This window comes from Nocardia neocaledoniensis, assembly GCF_003182135.1.
Lineage (GTDB): Bacteria > Actinomycetota > Actinomycetes > Mycobacteriales > Mycobacteriaceae > Nocardia > Nocardia neocaledoniensis.
On record NZ_QGTL01000005.1, the window covers coordinates 94,632 to 109,217 of the forward strand.

A 14,586-nucleotide genomic window follows, 5' to 3' on the forward strand; every position below is an offset into this window, starting at 1 on the left:
ACCACTTCCGGAGCAACTGTGTCGGCACCCACACTGTGGCTGTCCGAAGCGGCGGGTCCCGTTACCCCGTGGATAACCTGTCGAGGTGTCTACTCCGAGCCTCGCTCAGCCGGTGGCGAAACTCGCCGCCGACCTGCTCGAGCAGATCGATGCGCTGGCCGACCAGCTGCTCGTCCGTATCACCGAAGAGATCGAGATCTATCGCACAGAGTGCCTCGTCAGCCGCGCGGAGCTGCGGGCCTCACTGATAGCCAACATGGATCAGATCCTGGGACGGCTGCTCGGCGAACGCGGCGGCGACCTGTCGGCGCCGCGCCTGATCGGGCGGACCAGGGCGGCGCAGGACATGCCGCTGCCCGAGGTACTGCGCGCCTATCGCCTCGGCTTCGCGTTCGTCTGGGAGCGATTGCTCGGCGCCGCCCGTGACTCCGGGCAGCGGTCGGTGGACGCGCTGCTCGATACCGCGACCACGATCTGGGAACTGGCCGACGATTTCTCCCTCGCCCTGACCGAGTCGTATCGGGAGGCGATGAGTGAACGCATGATCGAGGCCGACCGTCGACGATCCGGCATCCTTTCCGCGATCCTGGACGGCCCAGCGTCCGGTTCGCTCAGTGCCTGGGAGGTCGCGAAGCTTCTCGATCTGCCTTACGAAGGCACCTTTCTCGTCGTCGTCGCGGAGGTCACCGAGGGCCGCTCCTCGGCCCTGCCACGACTCGAGGACCGCCTGCGGCGGCTCGATGTGGGTTCGGCGTGGCGGTCGCAGCCGCACCACGAGATCGGGGTGCTCTCGCTGGGACCACGACGGGAACCGGCGGCGGTGCTGACCGCGGTCGAGCAGGTGGCGCTCGGGCGGGTCGGTGTGAGCCCGGTGTTCCATCGCCTCGACGGTGCCGCCCGCGCCTTGCGGCTGGCCCAGGTCGCCCTCGAGGCGCTGGCGCGGGGCACGAAGGGTATCCGCCGTCTCGACGACGACCCTCACATCGATCTCCTTGTGCGAGACCGGGAGACCACGCGCCGGTTCGTGCTGCGTGTGCTGGGCGGTGTGCTCGCCACGCCCGACCACGAGCGCACGACCCTGCTGACCACCGCGACGGTGTGGATCGACGCGCGCGGTTCGGCCGCCGAAGCGGGACGGCAGCTCTACTGCCACGAGAACACGGTCCGGCAACGTATCCGCCGTCTCGAAGAACACCTGGGCGGCTCGCTGGACGACCCGCGGGTGTTGAGCGATCTCACCATCGCGCTGCGGGCCATCCGCGCGTTCCCGGAGCTCGGCGATCGACTCGACGCCTGAGTAGCCAACGTGAAGGAGGCCGCGTGACCGAGGTCGAGACGGTTCGGCAACTGCGGATCAACGGGCGGCGCCTGCGCGTGGCGGTGCGCCCGGGAGAGGGCCGCCCTCTGCTGATGTGCAACGGGATCGGCGCGCGTTTGGAGCTGTTGCAGCCCTTCCTCGACCGGCTCGACCCGGCCATCCCGGTGATCCGGTTCGACGTGCCCGGCATCGGCGGATCCGAATTGCCCCGTGTGCCCTACAATTTCGCCACTCTCGCCTGTCTGCTCGGCGACCTTCTCGACGAACTCGGCTGCGGGGAGACCGACATACTCGGGATCTCCTGGGGAGGGGGCCTCGCGCAGCAGTTCGCCTTCCAGAACCCCCGGCGGTGCCGACGCCTGGTGCTCGTCGCCACGGCGACCGGCATGCTGATGGTCCCGGCCGGCCCCCGGGTGCTGAGCAAGATGATCACCCCGCGCCGCTACCGAGATTCCGCCTACGCGGCCGAGATCGCCCCGACGATCTACGGCGGACGTCTTCGGACGGAACCCGAACTCGCGCGGGAGATCCTGCACCGCCACGCGGGCCGCGCCCCCGGGCTCGGCTATTCGCTCCAGTTGCTCGCGGGCGCGGGCTGGACGAGCCTGCCGTTCCTGCCCCTGATCCGCCAGCGCACGCTGATCCTCGCGGGCGACGACGACCCCATCGTGCCGGTGATCAACGCGAAGGTCATGCACCGGCTGATGCCCCACTCGACCCTGCACATCTACCCCGACGGCCACCTCGGACTCGTCACCCGCGCCGACGATCTCGGTCCACGAGTCGCCGAGTTCCTGCGTCCGGGACCTGTTGCCAGGACCTGACCGCGGAGCTCGGCGCATCGCGTTGGCTCCCCGTGATCGCCTACTTCGGCGGCGGGTCGGCGATCCTGCCCAGCCGATGGGTCGGCGCTTCGGCTTCGATCTCGGCGACGGTGCGCGGACGGCGAGGAGTCCGTGCCAGCTTGCTGTCGGGGACCGCGGGCAGCCGCGTGGTCGGCGGATCGGTGATCGGCGTCGTCCGCACCAGGTCGACCATCGCGTCCTGTTGCGGTCGTTCGTCGCTGAGGATCGGCTCGGACAGGCCGGCCTTCTCCTGAATGCGTTTGGCCCACTTGGGTGCCCACCAGCAGTCGTCGCCGAGGAGTTTCATGATCGCGGGGACGAGCAGCATGCGCAGGATCGTCGCGTCGATGAACAGTGCCGCGATCATGCCGTAGGCGATGTACTGCATCATCACCAGGTCGGAGAACGCGAACGCGCCCGTCACCACGATCAGGATGAGCGCGGCCGCGGTGATGATGCGACCGGTCTGTGCGGTGCCTGCGCGGATGGCCTCGGTGGTGGAGGCGCCGTGGGCGCGCGCCTCCACCATGCGGGAGAGCAGGAAGACCTCGTAGTCGGTGGAGAGGCCGTAGATCACCGCGATGATCAGCATCAGTACCGGTGCGCTGATCGGCTGTGGCGTGAAGTTCAGCACCCCGGAGCCGTTGCCGTCGATGAAGATCCAGGTCAGGATGCCGAGCGTGGCGCCGAGCCCGAGGGCGTTCATGAGAGCCGCTTTGATCGGCAGGACCAGTGACCCGAAGGTGAGGAACATCAGCAAGGTGGTGACCAGCAGGACCAGCGCGATCATCAGGGGCATCCGGTCGAGGAGGCTGTCGATGCTGTCGGCCATTATCGCCGGCTGGCCCGCGACATACATGGCCACTCCGTCGGGCACGTCGATGGCGCGCAGGTAGTCGATCGTCGGTTCGGCGTTGCCGGTCGGGTCGACCAGGGTGGCCGAGGTGCGATACACCGCAGGATCGTTCGATCCGGTGTTGCTCGGCACGCCGAACTGGCCGACGAGCCCGGGCGCCTGGTTGGCCTGTTTCCATGCCGCGCCGATGGCGGTGGTGTCCTCGCTGACGAAGACCAGCTGAATGGGGTCGGTCTTCTTCAGCGGGAACACTTCGTAGAAGTGCTCGAGGGCGAGCCGGGTGCTGTTGTCGGGCGGGAGGTATTTCTCGTTGATACCGCCGAAGGCGAGGTTCTTGATCGGGATGATCAGCAACAGCAGGCCGACCGTGACCGCCACGGCGACCTGCAAGGGATGCCGCATCACCCAGCGGGGAAGCCTGCCCCAGAGACCGCTGTCGATCTCCTCGGCGGTCTTGGTTTTGCGGAACCGTTTGATGCCGAGCATGTCCACGCGCGGTCCGAGCACGGCCAGCATCGCGGGCAGGATCGTCACCGCGGTCAGGGCCGCGAGGGAGACGGTCGCGATGGTGCCATAGGCGACCGAGCGCAGAAAACCCTGGGGGAACAGCAGGATGCCGCCGAGACTGGCGACGATCATCGTCGCCGAGGAGACGACGGTGCGGCCTGCCGTCGTCACCGTGCGCTGGACCGCCGTGGGGGTGTCGTGCCCGGCGGCCAGCTCCTCGCGGAACCGGCTGACGATGAACAGCGCGAAGTCGATGGCCAGGCCGAGCCCGATCATCGAGACCACAGCGGAGACGAACGAGTTGACCTCGGTGACATTCGTGATCGCCATGACGATGCCGTTGGCGCCCACGATGGTGAGCCCGCCGATGATCAGCGGCAGCGCGGCGGCGACGATGCCACCGAAGATGAAGAACAGCAGCACCGCCACCGCGGGAATGGCCAGCAGTTCCATCCGGTGGACGTCGGTGGCGATGGTGTCGTTGAGAGTGCCGCCGATCGCTTGCAGCCCCGAGACTTCCACATCTACGCCATTGATGCCGAAGGCGTCGCTCACTGCCCGGTAGCTGCGCAGCAGGTCGGTGTCGTTGTCGCCGACGAGCGCCACCGACGCGAACGCGTGCTTCTTGTCGGCCGATCCGAACACCGAGGGCACCGCGGGCGCGTCGCCCACTCGCCAGTAGGCGCCGTTGATCTTGTCGATCTGGGCAGGGTGTTCGGCCAGCGCTCGGTTCAGGCTGTCGACGATCGTGGCGCTGAACGCCGGATCATCGATCGTCTTCCCGTCGGGAGCGTTGTACAGCACGATGACATCGGCGGTGTGGTCGCGCCCGAATGCCTCATCGGCGATCCGCGAGCCCTGCGAGGACTCGGAACCTGGGTCGTCCCACCCACTGGAGGTGAGGTGATCGGACAGCCCGAGCCCGTACCCGCCCAGCGCCAGCAGCGCGGCGCCGACCACGGCGATGACGACGAAACGGCACCGATGAACCAGACCGCCCCAACGGTTGAACACAAACGACTCCTCTGACTGTTGCGGTACCGACCTTCCCAGGCGAACCTGAAAATCCGCTGACAGGCGTGGCGCGGCGGCGAGGGTCAGGCGCGTTGATCTGCGCCGGGAGCGTGCAGATCGCGCAGGTAACGGCACACCTCGCCGATCGCCTGCTTCGCCTGTGTGAAGACCGCTACTTCGGTGAAGAAGCCGTGGAAGACCCCGTCATATCTGGTCGAGGACACGGCAACGCCCTCCTCGCGCAGCCGCTGCGCGTACGCCTCGGCGTCGTCACGGATCGGATCGACTTCCGCGGTGATGACCAGCGCGGGCGGGAGGCCGCGAAGTGATTTCGCGCGCATCGGCGCCGCGAGCGGGTCGCCGCCGGGGTGGCCGGCGCCGACGTACTGCTCCCAGAACCAGCGGCCCTCGGCGGCGCCGAGCAGCGGTGCGTCGGCGAAATCCGACCACGACGGGCGGGTGAAGGTGTCGTCGACGGCGGGGTAGGCGAGGACCTGCGCCACCGGCAGGGCGCTGCCCTCGCCGCGCCGGTACAGGCAGAGGGCGGCGGCGAGATTGCCGCCGGCGGAGTCGCCGCCGATCGCGATCCGCGCGGGATCGATACCCAGGTCGGGCGCCGATCGGAGCAACCACGCGTAGGCGTCGACGCAGTCCTCCAGCGCCGCCGGGTACGGGTTCTCCGGAGCCAGACGGTATTCGAGGGACACCACGGTCCAGCCGGATCCGGCGGCGATCGCCCGGCACAGCTCGTCGGATCCGTCCAGGGTGCCCAGGACGAAACCGCCGCCGTGCAGGTAGACCAGAGCGGGCGTCGCGCTGTCGGACCGCGCGTCGTCCGGGCGGTAGAGGCGTGCGGTGATCGCCCCCGCTCGCGTTGTCATGGTCAATTGTCCAACATGTTCCAGTCGGGTGATCGGCTGCGCGGACGGTGTGGAGTCCACCAGTGCACGGGCCTGCTCGGGGCCCAGCTCGTGCAGGGGTTTCGGCAGTAACTGGCTGATCAACCCGGCCACCGCAGTGGCCTGGTCGTCGAGCAGATCCTGCCAGGCGGGAGGGGCGTCGGTCATGGAATTCCTCGCTACTCGTTGACAACAAGTGATCTGTGCCTCACCATCATAGTCACGTGACCCAGACATTTGACCATAAGTTCACGTTCCATTGGGGATCCGGTGTCGACGGTGTACCGCGCACACGATCTCGTCGCATCGAAAGGACAACATGATGACCGAAACGACGATCGGTCCCGCGACGCGCGGGGCTGAGGTCGGCGGGGTCGACATCCGGATCGAGGACGACGCCAGTCCGATCGTCCGGCTGATCGGCCGGACTGTCGCCGACGCCCTCCGCGCCGACAGCTCGCTGCTGCCCGCCGGCCTGAGCGGCGCGATCGCGATCCGCTCCCACGACACCCCGCAGGCCGCCACGATCACCCTCGCCGACGGCGCGATCGCGGTGTCGGGTGGCGTGCTGGTCGAGCCCGACCTCGACGTCACCGTCGACCTGAACCAGTTCTTCGCCCCGGTCGGTGACCCCGTGGGCGCCCCCGAGTTCCTCGGCGTGGCCACCGCGCTGCTGTCGCCGCCGCTGCCGGATTGGAAGAGCGCCGCAGTGAGTTTCTGGGACAAGGCCCGCTCGGTCCCCGGCATCCCCGACATGCTGGTGGCCGTCATCGAAGGCCCCGACGGTGTGGAGCAGGTCGTCGCGGGTGAGGGGGAGACCCACTACGTCATCGCGGGCCCGCCGGATCTGCTGGCCGCCGTCTTCACCGGCGCGGTCGATCTGCTCGCCGCTCTGTCCACCGGCCTCGTCGGCGTGCGGGGCACCCTCTCGCAGCTGTCCGTGCTGGTCGGCGCATCCTGGAAGGTTCGTTACGATGTCTGAAATCGCCACCACCGCAACGGCTCTCGAACCCGGCGTGCACACGGTCCGGATCGAGTCCACCAACCACGACGGCTCCTTCCACGGCAAGAACGTCGCCCCCGCGAAGTTCGCCGCGTGCGCGGAATCGGGCTTCGCCATGGCCGATCTGCTCTTCGGGCTCGACCTCGGCAACGCGCCGACCCTCGGTTTCGCCTATCCCGCGTGGCGTGGTCATCTCGCCGACCTGCAGTTCCGGCCCGACCTGTCGACGCTGGTCCAGTGGGCGCCCGGGGTCCAGTCGGTGATCGGTGACTACTGGCAGCCCGACGGCACGCCGATCGGCACCTGTCCGCGCAATCTCGCCCGCACGATGGTCGATCAGCTCGCCACCCGCGGCTTCACCGCGACCATCGCGGTCGAGATCGAAGCCACGCTCTTCCAGGAGCCGGTCCACGAGGCCAGGGCCAAGGGCTATCGCGATCTCACCCCGCTCGGCGGCTCGGCGGGCACCGCCTACAACCTGGCGAAGTCGAAGGACTGGGTCGACTACATGTCGGCGGTCGCGCGGCGGCTCGAGGAGATCGGCATCGAGTGGGAGGCGTGGAGCGACGAGGACGCGGCCGGTCAGGTCGAGCTCAATCTCGTTCCCGGTGACCCGATCTCGGTGTGCGACAACTGGGCTCGGGCTCGGCAGGTGATGCGGGAGGTGGCCTTCGAACTGGGCCACACGGTCACCTTCATGGCCAAGCCGACCGCGGGCTACGGCCAGGCCTCGCACGTGAACCTGTCGTTGCAGCGCGACGGGGCCAACGCGTTCTACGCCGCCGACGGTCCGTCGGACACCATGCGGCACGCGGTCGCGGGACTGCTCGCGACGATGCGTGGCGCGACCTCGGTGATGCTGCCGCAGATCACCTCGTACCGTCGCCTGGTCGACCTGAGCGGCCCGCCCACCACGGTGACCTGGGGCATCGCCAACAAGACGACCGCGGTGCGCGCGGTCTGCGGTCACCCGAAGTACTCCCGGCTCGAATACCGCGTCCCGGGCGCCGACGCGAACCTCTACCTCGCGGTGGCGACGATTCTGGCGGGCGTGATCGCCGGAGTCGACGGCAAGCTGGAACCGGCCGACCCGGTCAGCGACATGGCCTGGTGCGCGCCCGACCTGGAACGGCTGCCCGACACGATCACCAAGGCCGCCGACGCGCTCGAGTCGGACCTGATCCTGCGCGAGCAGCTCGGTGACGAGTTCGTCGACTACTGGGTCGGCACGCGCCGCTGGGAATGGATGCAGTTCCACACGACCGGCGGTGACCCGTTCGCCGAGCTGTCGGAGTGGGAGTCCACGCGCTACTTCGAGTTCCCGTGACCGGGCGCGCGACCCGGGGCAAGCCCTTGATCGGCCTGACCGGACGCCGGTTCCGGATGGGCCTGATCGCGGGCGCGCACCCGGGCTACGGTCAGCGGCTCACCGACTGCTTCTTCGCCGATTTCGCGGAGCGGATCACCCGTGCCGGTGGCGTGCCGGTGAATCTGCCCTACGACGCCGATCCGGCGGACCTGGGTGACTGGCTGTCCGGGCTGGTGATCACCGGTGGCCAGGACGTGCATCCGCGCTGCTGGGGTGGGGACGAGTCGGTGGTCGGCGAGATCGATCCGGTCGCCGACCCGTCCGTACACGATCCCAGCCGGGACGCGTTCGAGATCGCGTTGACCAGGACGGCGCTGGATCGGCAGATCCCGCTGCTCGGCGTGTGCCGTGGCATGCAGGTGCTCAACGTGACGCTGGGTGGCACGCTGATTCCCGATCTGCCCGCCGGGCCGATCGAGCACCTCATGGCGACGGGGCCGCTGTCGGACGGCGATCCGGAGCACGTGGTCACGTTCGACGCGGGGACGACCGCCCAGAAGGTGTTCGGTGATCGGCTGGTCACCAATTCGTGGCACCACCAAGCGGTCGATGTCTGCGGTGACGGGCTGGTCGTCACCGGGCGTACCGCAGATGGTGTCGCCGAAAGCGTCGAGCTTCCCGGAGCGGCGGTGCTCGGTGTCCAGTGGCATCCCGAGTGGATGCACACCGACGACGGCGCCCTGCGCTGGCTCGTCGACGCGGCCGCCGACCGGCACTGAATACGGCGAAAATGACTGTGGCCGACACCTTTCCGGGGTCGGCCACAGTGCAGTGCGATCAATCCATGCGCACCCAGGAGACCAGCGAGCGCATGTCGGTCTCGGGTGGGTCGGCCACCGGCTGGGCGGTGGGGACGACGGCCTCCCCGAGGTTGGCCGCCATCCACGCGTCCAGCACGCCGAGGGTGAGCTCGAGCTGGGCGCGGGCGGCCTCCACGTCGGTGAACACCAGCCAGTTCAGGGCGAAGCCGTCCGACAGCGCCGAGACGACGTAGATGAGCTGATCGATGGTGTCGGGGTCGACCGGCTTCCCCGCCGCCGTCGTGGTGCCCGTGAGGATCGCGCGCATGGTCCCGTAGGCCTCGGAGTAGACCACCTCGGCCTGTTCGCCCTCCCGTTGTCCCCAGCTGATCAGCTCGAGGATGGTCGCGCCGAAGTCCGGGTTCGCCAGGTACCACTCGAGGACGCCGCGCAGGAGCCCGCGGGCGGTGGTCTGCGCGTCGCTGTGGACGTCGCTGCGGTGCAGCACGTCTCGGTACTCGCCGGCGAGGAATTCGAAGACCGCCGCGAACAGCACCTCCTTGGTGGCGAAGCAGTAGTGCAGCGTCGCCAGGGGAGCGTTGGCTTCCTCGGCGATGCGGCGCGTGGTCGCCCCGTCCACGCCATGGGCGGCGATCACGCGCACGGCCGCGGCCACCAGCTCGGCGCGACGTTCGGCGGCGGGAATGCGAGCCATGCGACTACTCCTTCGAAGCGAATCTGAACGATTGATCAAGTCAAGCTCGACGTTACCAGTCCGAAGGGCTTGTCGGATGAGCACTCGCCGAACTTCACGGAAAGAAGTGGGTCATACGCCTTGATCAAATGACCCACTAGCGCTACCGTTATGGCAGGCCTCACATTTCCTGGCGAACGGGCCCTTCACCACCCAGTAACGACGGCGTGCGAGCCGCGCCGGCCGCGGCCCGGCGACTGCAGGTCGATCGGCGACCTACCCACCTGCTACCCGCGAAGAGGACGACATGACCCAAGTCGAATCGGTCCACCCCGAACGCGCGCTCGCGCTCGGCCGGCTGGCCGCGGCTCCGCCGATCGACACCCTCGTCGGTCTGCTGGCCGACCAGGCCGTCCGTGCGCCCGACCGCGAGTTCCTGCGGTTCGCCGACGGCTCGTGGACCTTCGCCGAGATCGACGACTGGACCTCGCGGCTGGCCTGGCGACTGAGCACCGAGGACGGTGTCCGACCGGGGGACCGGGTCGCGATCCTGCTGCCCAACGTCGTGCAGTGGCCGGTCGCCTGGCTGGCGATCCTCAAGGCGGGCGCGGTGACGGTGCCGGTGAACTCCTCGTATCAGCGCGCCGATCTGGAGTTCGTCCTCCAGGACTCCGGCGCCCGGGTGCTGTTCACCGACGTCGAGCACGCCGGGCTGGTCGAGGAGGTCCGCGCCGCGAACGGCGAACTGGCCGACCTCCGGGTCGTCGAAGCCTCCTCGCCCGCCGAGCTCGCGGCGTACCCGGCGGAGCAGCCGGCCGTCGAGGTCACCGGCGAGACGCTCGCGAACCTCCAATACACCTCGGGGACCACCGGATTCCCCAAGGCGTGCATGCTGACCCACGACTACTGGACTCGACTGGGCTGGGTCTGCGCGAACGCGACCGGCCTCGGTCGCGACGACGTGGCACTCACCTCACAGCCGTTCTCCTACATGGACCCGCAGTGGAACACCGCCCTGTGCCTGACGATCGGGGCGCCGCTGGTGGTGCTTCCCCGGTTCTCTGCCTCCGGTTTCATGGCCGATGTCCGCAAGCACCGGGCCACGTTCTGCTACGTGCTCGGTTCGATGCCGACGCTGCTGTTCAAGCAACCGCCGACCGCGCGGGACCGGGCGAACGACCTGCGCATCGTGCTGTGCTCGGCCATCCCCGCCGCACTGCACGCGGAGCTCGAGCAGCGGTGGGGCGCACCGTGGCGGGAGATCTTCGGGATGACCGAGAGCGGCGTCGACCTGATCAGCCTGCCCGAGAGCACCGGTGACGTCGGCAGCGGACGGCTGGGTCAGCCGGTTCCCACCAAGCGGGTCCGCGTCGTCGATCCGGAGGGTCGCGAGGTCGCCGAGGGTGCATCCGGCGAACTGATCACCTCGGGCGAGCCGATGATGCTCGGCTACTGGAACCGGCCGGCGGAAACCGCGCAGATCCTGCGTGAGGGCTGGCTGCACACCGGCGACGTCGCGGTGCGCGAGGCGGGCAGCTACCGCCTGGTCGGCCGGATCAAGGACATGGTCCGCCGCGGCGGGGAGAACATCGCCAGCGCCGAGGTCGAACGTGTCCTCGAGCGCGATGACACCGTTGTCGCGACGGCTGTCGTCGGAGTCCCGGACGAGCTGTTCGGCGAAGAGGTCAAGGCCTTCGTGCAGCTCGCCCCCGGCGTCGAGGAGAGCCGCGAGACCGCGCAGCTGATCCTCGACAACGCGCGAAACCAATTGGCGCGCTTCAAGCTCCCGCGCTTCGTGGAGTTCGTCGCCGACTTCCCGCGCACCCCGTCCGAACGGGTGTCCAAGCCCGCGCTGAAAGCCCGCGCGGCCGAACACCCCGGCACCACCTACGACCTGCAGCCCCCGCGCGCCTGAGGAGCCGGACATGACCGACAACTATCTGGACACCCGCATCGACGACGACGTCGCGGTGCTCACCCTGAACCGTCCGGCGAAACTGAACGTGCTGGATGTGGCCACCCGGGTGCGACTCGCGCAGACCATCCGCCACTTCGGCACCGGCGATCTCGTCCGCGGCATCGTCCTCACCGGCACCGGACGGGCCTTCTCCGCCGGGGAAGATCTGCGGTCGGTGCCCAGCACCTACGACGAGATCCGCGAAGCCGTAACGACTTTCCACGACATCACCCGCGCGATTCTCGAGACGACGATCCCGGTGATCGCCGCCGTGAACGGCATCGCGGTCGGTGGCGCCTCGGAGATCACGCTGTGCTGTGACGCGCGGATCGGCACGCCGGCGGCCGAGTACTTCCAGCCGGAGAACCACCGCGGGATCATCATCTCCAACGCGTCGAGCGTCCTGCTGGGCCGGCTGGTCGGCAACCACGCGATGCGCATCGTGCTCGGCTCGGAACGGATCGAGGCCGACGAGGCACTGCGGATCGGGCTCCTGGACGAGATCGTCGCCGCGGAGAGCCTGGTGGCTCGCGCGGTCGACACCGTGCGCCGGTGGAATTCCGATCCACGCACCACCGCGCTGCACCTCGGCCTGTTGCGGCCGCGTGCCGACGAGATCGAGGCCGCTTTCGCCCGCGAGGACGACGCCGCCCGCCAGGCGTGGGAGTCCGGCGTCTTCAGCGAAGGCGTCGCGGGTTTCTGGACATCGAAGAACGCGGCGTCGTCGGCGCCCGCGCAGAGCAACCGAGATCGGAGTCGATCATGATCAGCACCGAAGCAGCCGTACTCACCGCGGTCAACGAACCGTTGGAGTTCACCGAGATCGTGGTCGACGACCCGGAACCCCATGAGGTCCGCCTCGCGGTCTCGAATGTGGGCCTGTGCCACAGCGACCTGCACTACATGACGGGAACCGTGAGCGCGGACCTGCCCGTGGTGGTCGGCCACGAGGTGGCGGGTGTGGTCGAGTCGGTCGGCTCCGCCGTGACCACCTTGCGCCCCGGCGACCGGGTCGTCGGCGCCCTCACACCCTCGTGCGGGCTGTGCCGCAACTGTCAGGTCGGGCACTCGACCCAGTGCCAGCGCGTCACCCAGATCCGGCAGCGGCCCCGGCCCGCCTTCCAGCTGCTCGACGGCCGGGTGGTCCACCGGCTCGGCGACGTCGGCGCGTTCTCCCGCCACACACTGATGCGCGAGAACTCGCTGGTGAAGGTGGCCGACGAGGTGGGTCTGCACGTGGGCTGCCTGCTCTCGTGCTGCATCATAACCGGTGTCGGCGCCGTGTTCCGCGGTGCCGAGGTGCGCCCCGGTTCCACTGTCGCCGTGATCGGTTGCGGCGGTGTGGGTTCGGCGATCATCCAGGGTGCTCGCCTGGCCGGCGCCTCGGCGATCGTGGCCGTCGATCTCGACGATGCCCGCCTGGCCGCGGCCAAGACCTACGGCGCCACCCACGTCGTGAACGGTGCGGCCGACGTGGCCGCCGAGATCCAGAACCTGCTCGGTGACGGCGTGGACTACTCGTTCGAGGCCGTCGGCAGCGCGCGGACCGCCGCCACCGCGCTGGAGGTGCTGCGCCCCACCGGCACCGCGTGCCTGGTCGGTATCGCCCCCGACGGCACCGATCTGACGCTGCCCGCCTGGAACTTCTTCTTCAGCGAGAAGCGCCTCGTCGGTTCCTACATGGGTTCGGGCCAGGCGCAGGAGGACATCGCCCAGTTCGCCCGCCTGTACCAGCAGGGCCGCCTGCTGCTCGACGAGATGGTCAGCGATGTCATCCCGTTCCGCGACATCGACAAAGGGTTCGAGGCGATGAAGTCCGGTGAGGTCACCCGCATCGTCGCCGATCTCACCGTCTGAGTCCCGCCACCGACCGTAGGAGTCCCTGATGACGAAACCAGAACTGCCCCAACCGATCAACTACATCGCCGACGAGTGGTCGGAGTGCGCGACGATCCCCGGCGCGTGGAACCTCGATCCCAACACCGGCGAGCCCGTGCACCGCACGGTGACCACCTCGGCGGCCGACGTGGAACGCGCCCTGCGGCACGCCGAACAGTCCTACGGCTTCGAGCGCTGGGACGACGCGGCGAGCGAGGAACGCGCCCAGGTCATCGAGCGCGCCGCCGACATCGTCGAGTCCCGCATCTCCGACATCGCCCGCACCGACGCCCTCACCAGCGGTGTCCCGATCGCCAAGGCCCGGCTGGTCGCGCAGTTCCTGCCGCACCGGATCCGTTCCGCCGCAGCGGAACTGCGCAGCATCCCGCGTCGCACGGCGCTGGCGGCAGATGGTCGTGACGTGCGCCTCTACAAGGTCCCGTGGGGTCCGGCGGCCATCCTCACCCCGTGGAACGGCCCCAGTTTCATCCCCGCCGCGAAGATGGTGAGCGCGCTGGCGGCCGGGTGTCCGGTCATCCTGAAGCCGTCGGAGCACGCGCCGAGCAGTGCGCAGATCATCGTCGAGAGTTTCGTCAAAGCGGGCCTGCCCACCGGTGCGCTGCAGGTGCTGCACGGAGCCGGCGACGTGGGCGCGGCCCTCACCGGTGACCCGCGGGTGAAGATCGTCTCCTTCACCGGCGGCCCGAACGCGGGCCGTGCGATCGCGCGCGCGGCAGCGGAGGACTTCAAGGTGCTCCAGCTCGAGCTGGGTGGCAACAACCCGGCTCTGGTGCTGGACGACGCCGATATCGACGTGGCCGCCGACGGCATCCTCGAGGGGATGACCAAGCTCAACGGTCAGTGGTGCGAGGGCCCCGGCAAGGTGCTGGCGCACGAGCGCGTGCTCGAGCCGCTGCTCGAAGCGCTGCTCGATCGCATCGCCCGCATCGAGGTCGGGAACTCGCTCGACGAGCGCACCGAACTCGGCCCCATCTCGAACGCCCCGCACTTCGCGACGCTGCGGAGCCGGATCGACGGGCTGCGCGCCCACGGCGCGACCATTCACCAGCCCGCGAAGCTCCCCGGGCTGGAGGGTTACTTCCTGTCGCCCACCGTCGCGACCGGTGTCGACGCGTCGCTGGCGACCGCCGAACTGTTCGGCCCGCTCATCAGCCTGCACGCCGTGGAGTCCGATGAGCACGCCCTGCGCGTGGCCAACGCCCACCCGTCCGGCCTCGACGCCTACGTGTTCGGCGGCGACCTGGACCGCGCCGTCGAGGTGGGCTCGCGGGTGCTGTCGGGCGAGGTGCGCGTGAACGGGGCCAAGGTCGCCGACTTGGCCGACGGCTCGGCCCAGAGTTTCTGGGGCACTTCGGGAATCGGCGGGCACGGCCCCGGCGAGTCCGTCCGGGTGTTCTGCGGCGACCGTGTGGTCGGCGTCGATTCTCCCCACCTGCCGATGTAGCGAACGCGGAACATCTCCGCCCACCCCTTGACTGTGACCGC

Annotated in this window: 12 protein-coding genes; 9 read left to right on the forward strand and 3 right to left on the reverse strand. The window is 69.0% G+C overall.

Annotation, left to right across the window (positions count from 1 at the left end):
- Positions 1-85: 85 nt before the first annotated feature.
- Positions 86-1,297 (forward strand): PucR family transcriptional regulator, encoded by a 1,212-nt coding sequence (locus DFR69_RS16150; protein ID WP_208643986.1) that lies wholly within the window; start codon positions 86-88, stop codon positions 1,295-1,297.
- 23 nt (positions 1,298-1,320) lie between these two features.
- Positions 1,321-2,142: a poly(3-hydroxyalkanoate) depolymerase gene (phaZ, locus tag DFR69_RS16155; RefSeq protein WP_208643987.1), complete on the forward strand. Its 822-nt coding sequence runs from the start codon at positions 1,321-1,323 to the stop codon at positions 2,140-2,142.
- A 40-nt stretch (positions 2,143-2,182) separates the two neighbouring features.
- Here phaZ and DFR69_RS16160 read toward each other — a convergent pair whose 3' ends face one another.
- Positions 2,183-4,540 carry an MMPL family transporter gene (locus tag DFR69_RS16160; protein WP_110038395.1) on the reverse strand — a complete coding sequence of 786 codons (2,358 nt, stop codon included), beginning with the start codon at positions 4,538-4,540 and terminating at the stop codon, positions 2,183-2,185.
- 83 nt (positions 4,541-4,623) lie between these two features.
- Positions 4,624-5,607, reverse strand: coding sequence for an alpha/beta hydrolase (locus tag DFR69_RS16165; protein WP_110038396.1), 984 nt, complete (start codon positions 5,605-5,607; stop codon positions 4,624-4,626).
- A 154-nt stretch (positions 5,608-5,761) separates the two neighbouring features.
- Between DFR69_RS16165 and DFR69_RS16170 the strand changes: the two genes are divergently transcribed.
- From DFR69_RS16170 to DFR69_RS16180, 3 genes are read left to right on the forward strand one after another with little or no spacing between them, the layout of a single operon-like run.
- Entirely contained in the window at positions 5,762-6,421 is a 660-nt protein-coding gene (locus DFR69_RS16170; RefSeq protein ID WP_110038397.1) for a hypothetical protein, read from the forward strand.
- Positions 6,414-7,769, forward strand: a complete 1,356-nt coding sequence (locus DFR69_RS16175) for a glutamine synthetase family protein (RefSeq protein ID WP_110038398.1) — start codon at positions 6,414-6,416, stop codon at positions 7,767-7,769. Before DFR69_RS16170 ends, DFR69_RS16175 begins: the two co-directional genes overlap by 8 nt.
- A 56-nt stretch (positions 7,770-7,825) precedes the next feature.
- A complete protein-coding gene (locus tag DFR69_RS16180; protein ID WP_110038633.1) occupies positions 7,826-8,530 on the forward strand; it encodes a gamma-glutamyl-gamma-aminobutyrate hydrolase family protein in 705 nt (234 codons plus the stop codon).
- 58 nt (positions 8,531-8,588) lie between these two features.
- Here the strand turns inward: DFR69_RS16180 and DFR69_RS16185 are convergent, their stop codons facing one another.
- Positions 8,589-9,266 carry a TetR/AcrR family transcriptional regulator gene (locus DFR69_RS16185; RefSeq protein ID WP_110038399.1) on the reverse strand — a complete coding sequence of 226 codons (678 nt, stop codon included), beginning with the start codon at positions 9,264-9,266 and terminating at the stop codon, positions 8,589-8,591.
- Positions 9,267-9,552: 286 nt separating this feature from the next.
- Between DFR69_RS16185 and DFR69_RS16190 the strand changes: the two genes are divergently transcribed.
- The 4 genes from DFR69_RS16190 to DFR69_RS16205 are packed head-to-tail and all read left to right on the forward strand — an operon-like array spanning position 9,553 to position 14,545.
- Positions 9,553-11,160, forward strand: a complete 1,608-nt coding sequence (locus DFR69_RS16190; RefSeq protein WP_110038400.1) for a class I adenylate-forming enzyme family protein — start codon at positions 9,553-9,555, stop codon at positions 11,158-11,160.
- Positions 11,161-11,170: 10 nt separating this feature from the next.
- Complete coding sequence (locus DFR69_RS16195; protein WP_110038401.1) at positions 11,171-11,968, forward strand: enoyl-CoA hydratase/isomerase family protein; 798 nt, start codon at positions 11,171-11,173, stop codon at positions 11,966-11,968.
- Complete coding sequence (locus DFR69_RS16200) at positions 11,965-13,059, forward strand: Zn-dependent alcohol dehydrogenase (protein ID WP_110038402.1); 1,095 nt, start codon at positions 11,965-11,967, stop codon at positions 13,057-13,059. Before DFR69_RS16195 ends, DFR69_RS16200 begins: the two co-directional genes overlap by 4 nt.
- 28 nt (positions 13,060-13,087) lie before the next feature.
- Positions 13,088-14,545, forward strand: a complete 1,458-nt coding sequence (locus tag DFR69_RS16205; RefSeq protein WP_110038403.1) for an aldehyde dehydrogenase family protein — start codon at positions 13,088-13,090, stop codon at positions 14,543-14,545.
- Positions 14,546-14,586 lie beyond the last annotated feature (41 nt).

Coding starts and splice junctions, on each gene's coding strand:
- DFR69_RS16165 (WP_110038396.1), bottom strand. CDS start 5,607: ATGACCGACGCCCCTCCCGCCTGGCAGGATCTGCTCGACGACCAGGCC.
- DFR69_RS16170 (WP_110038397.1), top strand. CDS start 5,762: ATGACCGAAACGACGATCGGTCCCGCGACGCGCGGGGCTGAGGTCGGC.
- DFR69_RS16175 (WP_110038398.1), top strand. CDS start 6,414: ATGTCTGAAATCGCCACCACCGCAACGGCTCTCGAACCCGGCGTGCAC.
- DFR69_RS16180 (WP_110038633.1), top strand. CDS start 7,826: ATGGGCCTGATCGCGGGCGCGCACCCGGGCTACGGTCAGCGGCTCACC.
- DFR69_RS16185 (WP_110038399.1), bottom strand. CDS start 9,266: ATGGCTCGCATTCCCGCCGCCGAACGTCGCGCCGAGCTGGTGGCCGCG.
- DFR69_RS16190 (WP_110038400.1), top strand. CDS start 9,553: ATGACCCAAGTCGAATCGGTCCACCCCGAACGCGCGCTCGCGCTCGGC.
- DFR69_RS16195 (WP_110038401.1), top strand. CDS start 11,171: ATGACCGACAACTATCTGGACACCCGCATCGACGACGACGTCGCGGTG.
- DFR69_RS16200 (WP_110038402.1), top strand. CDS start 11,965: ATGATCAGCACCGAAGCAGCCGTACTCACCGCGGTCAACGAACCGTTG.
- DFR69_RS16205 (WP_110038403.1), top strand. CDS start 13,088: ATGACGAAACCAGAACTGCCCCAACCGATCAACTACATCGCCGACGAG.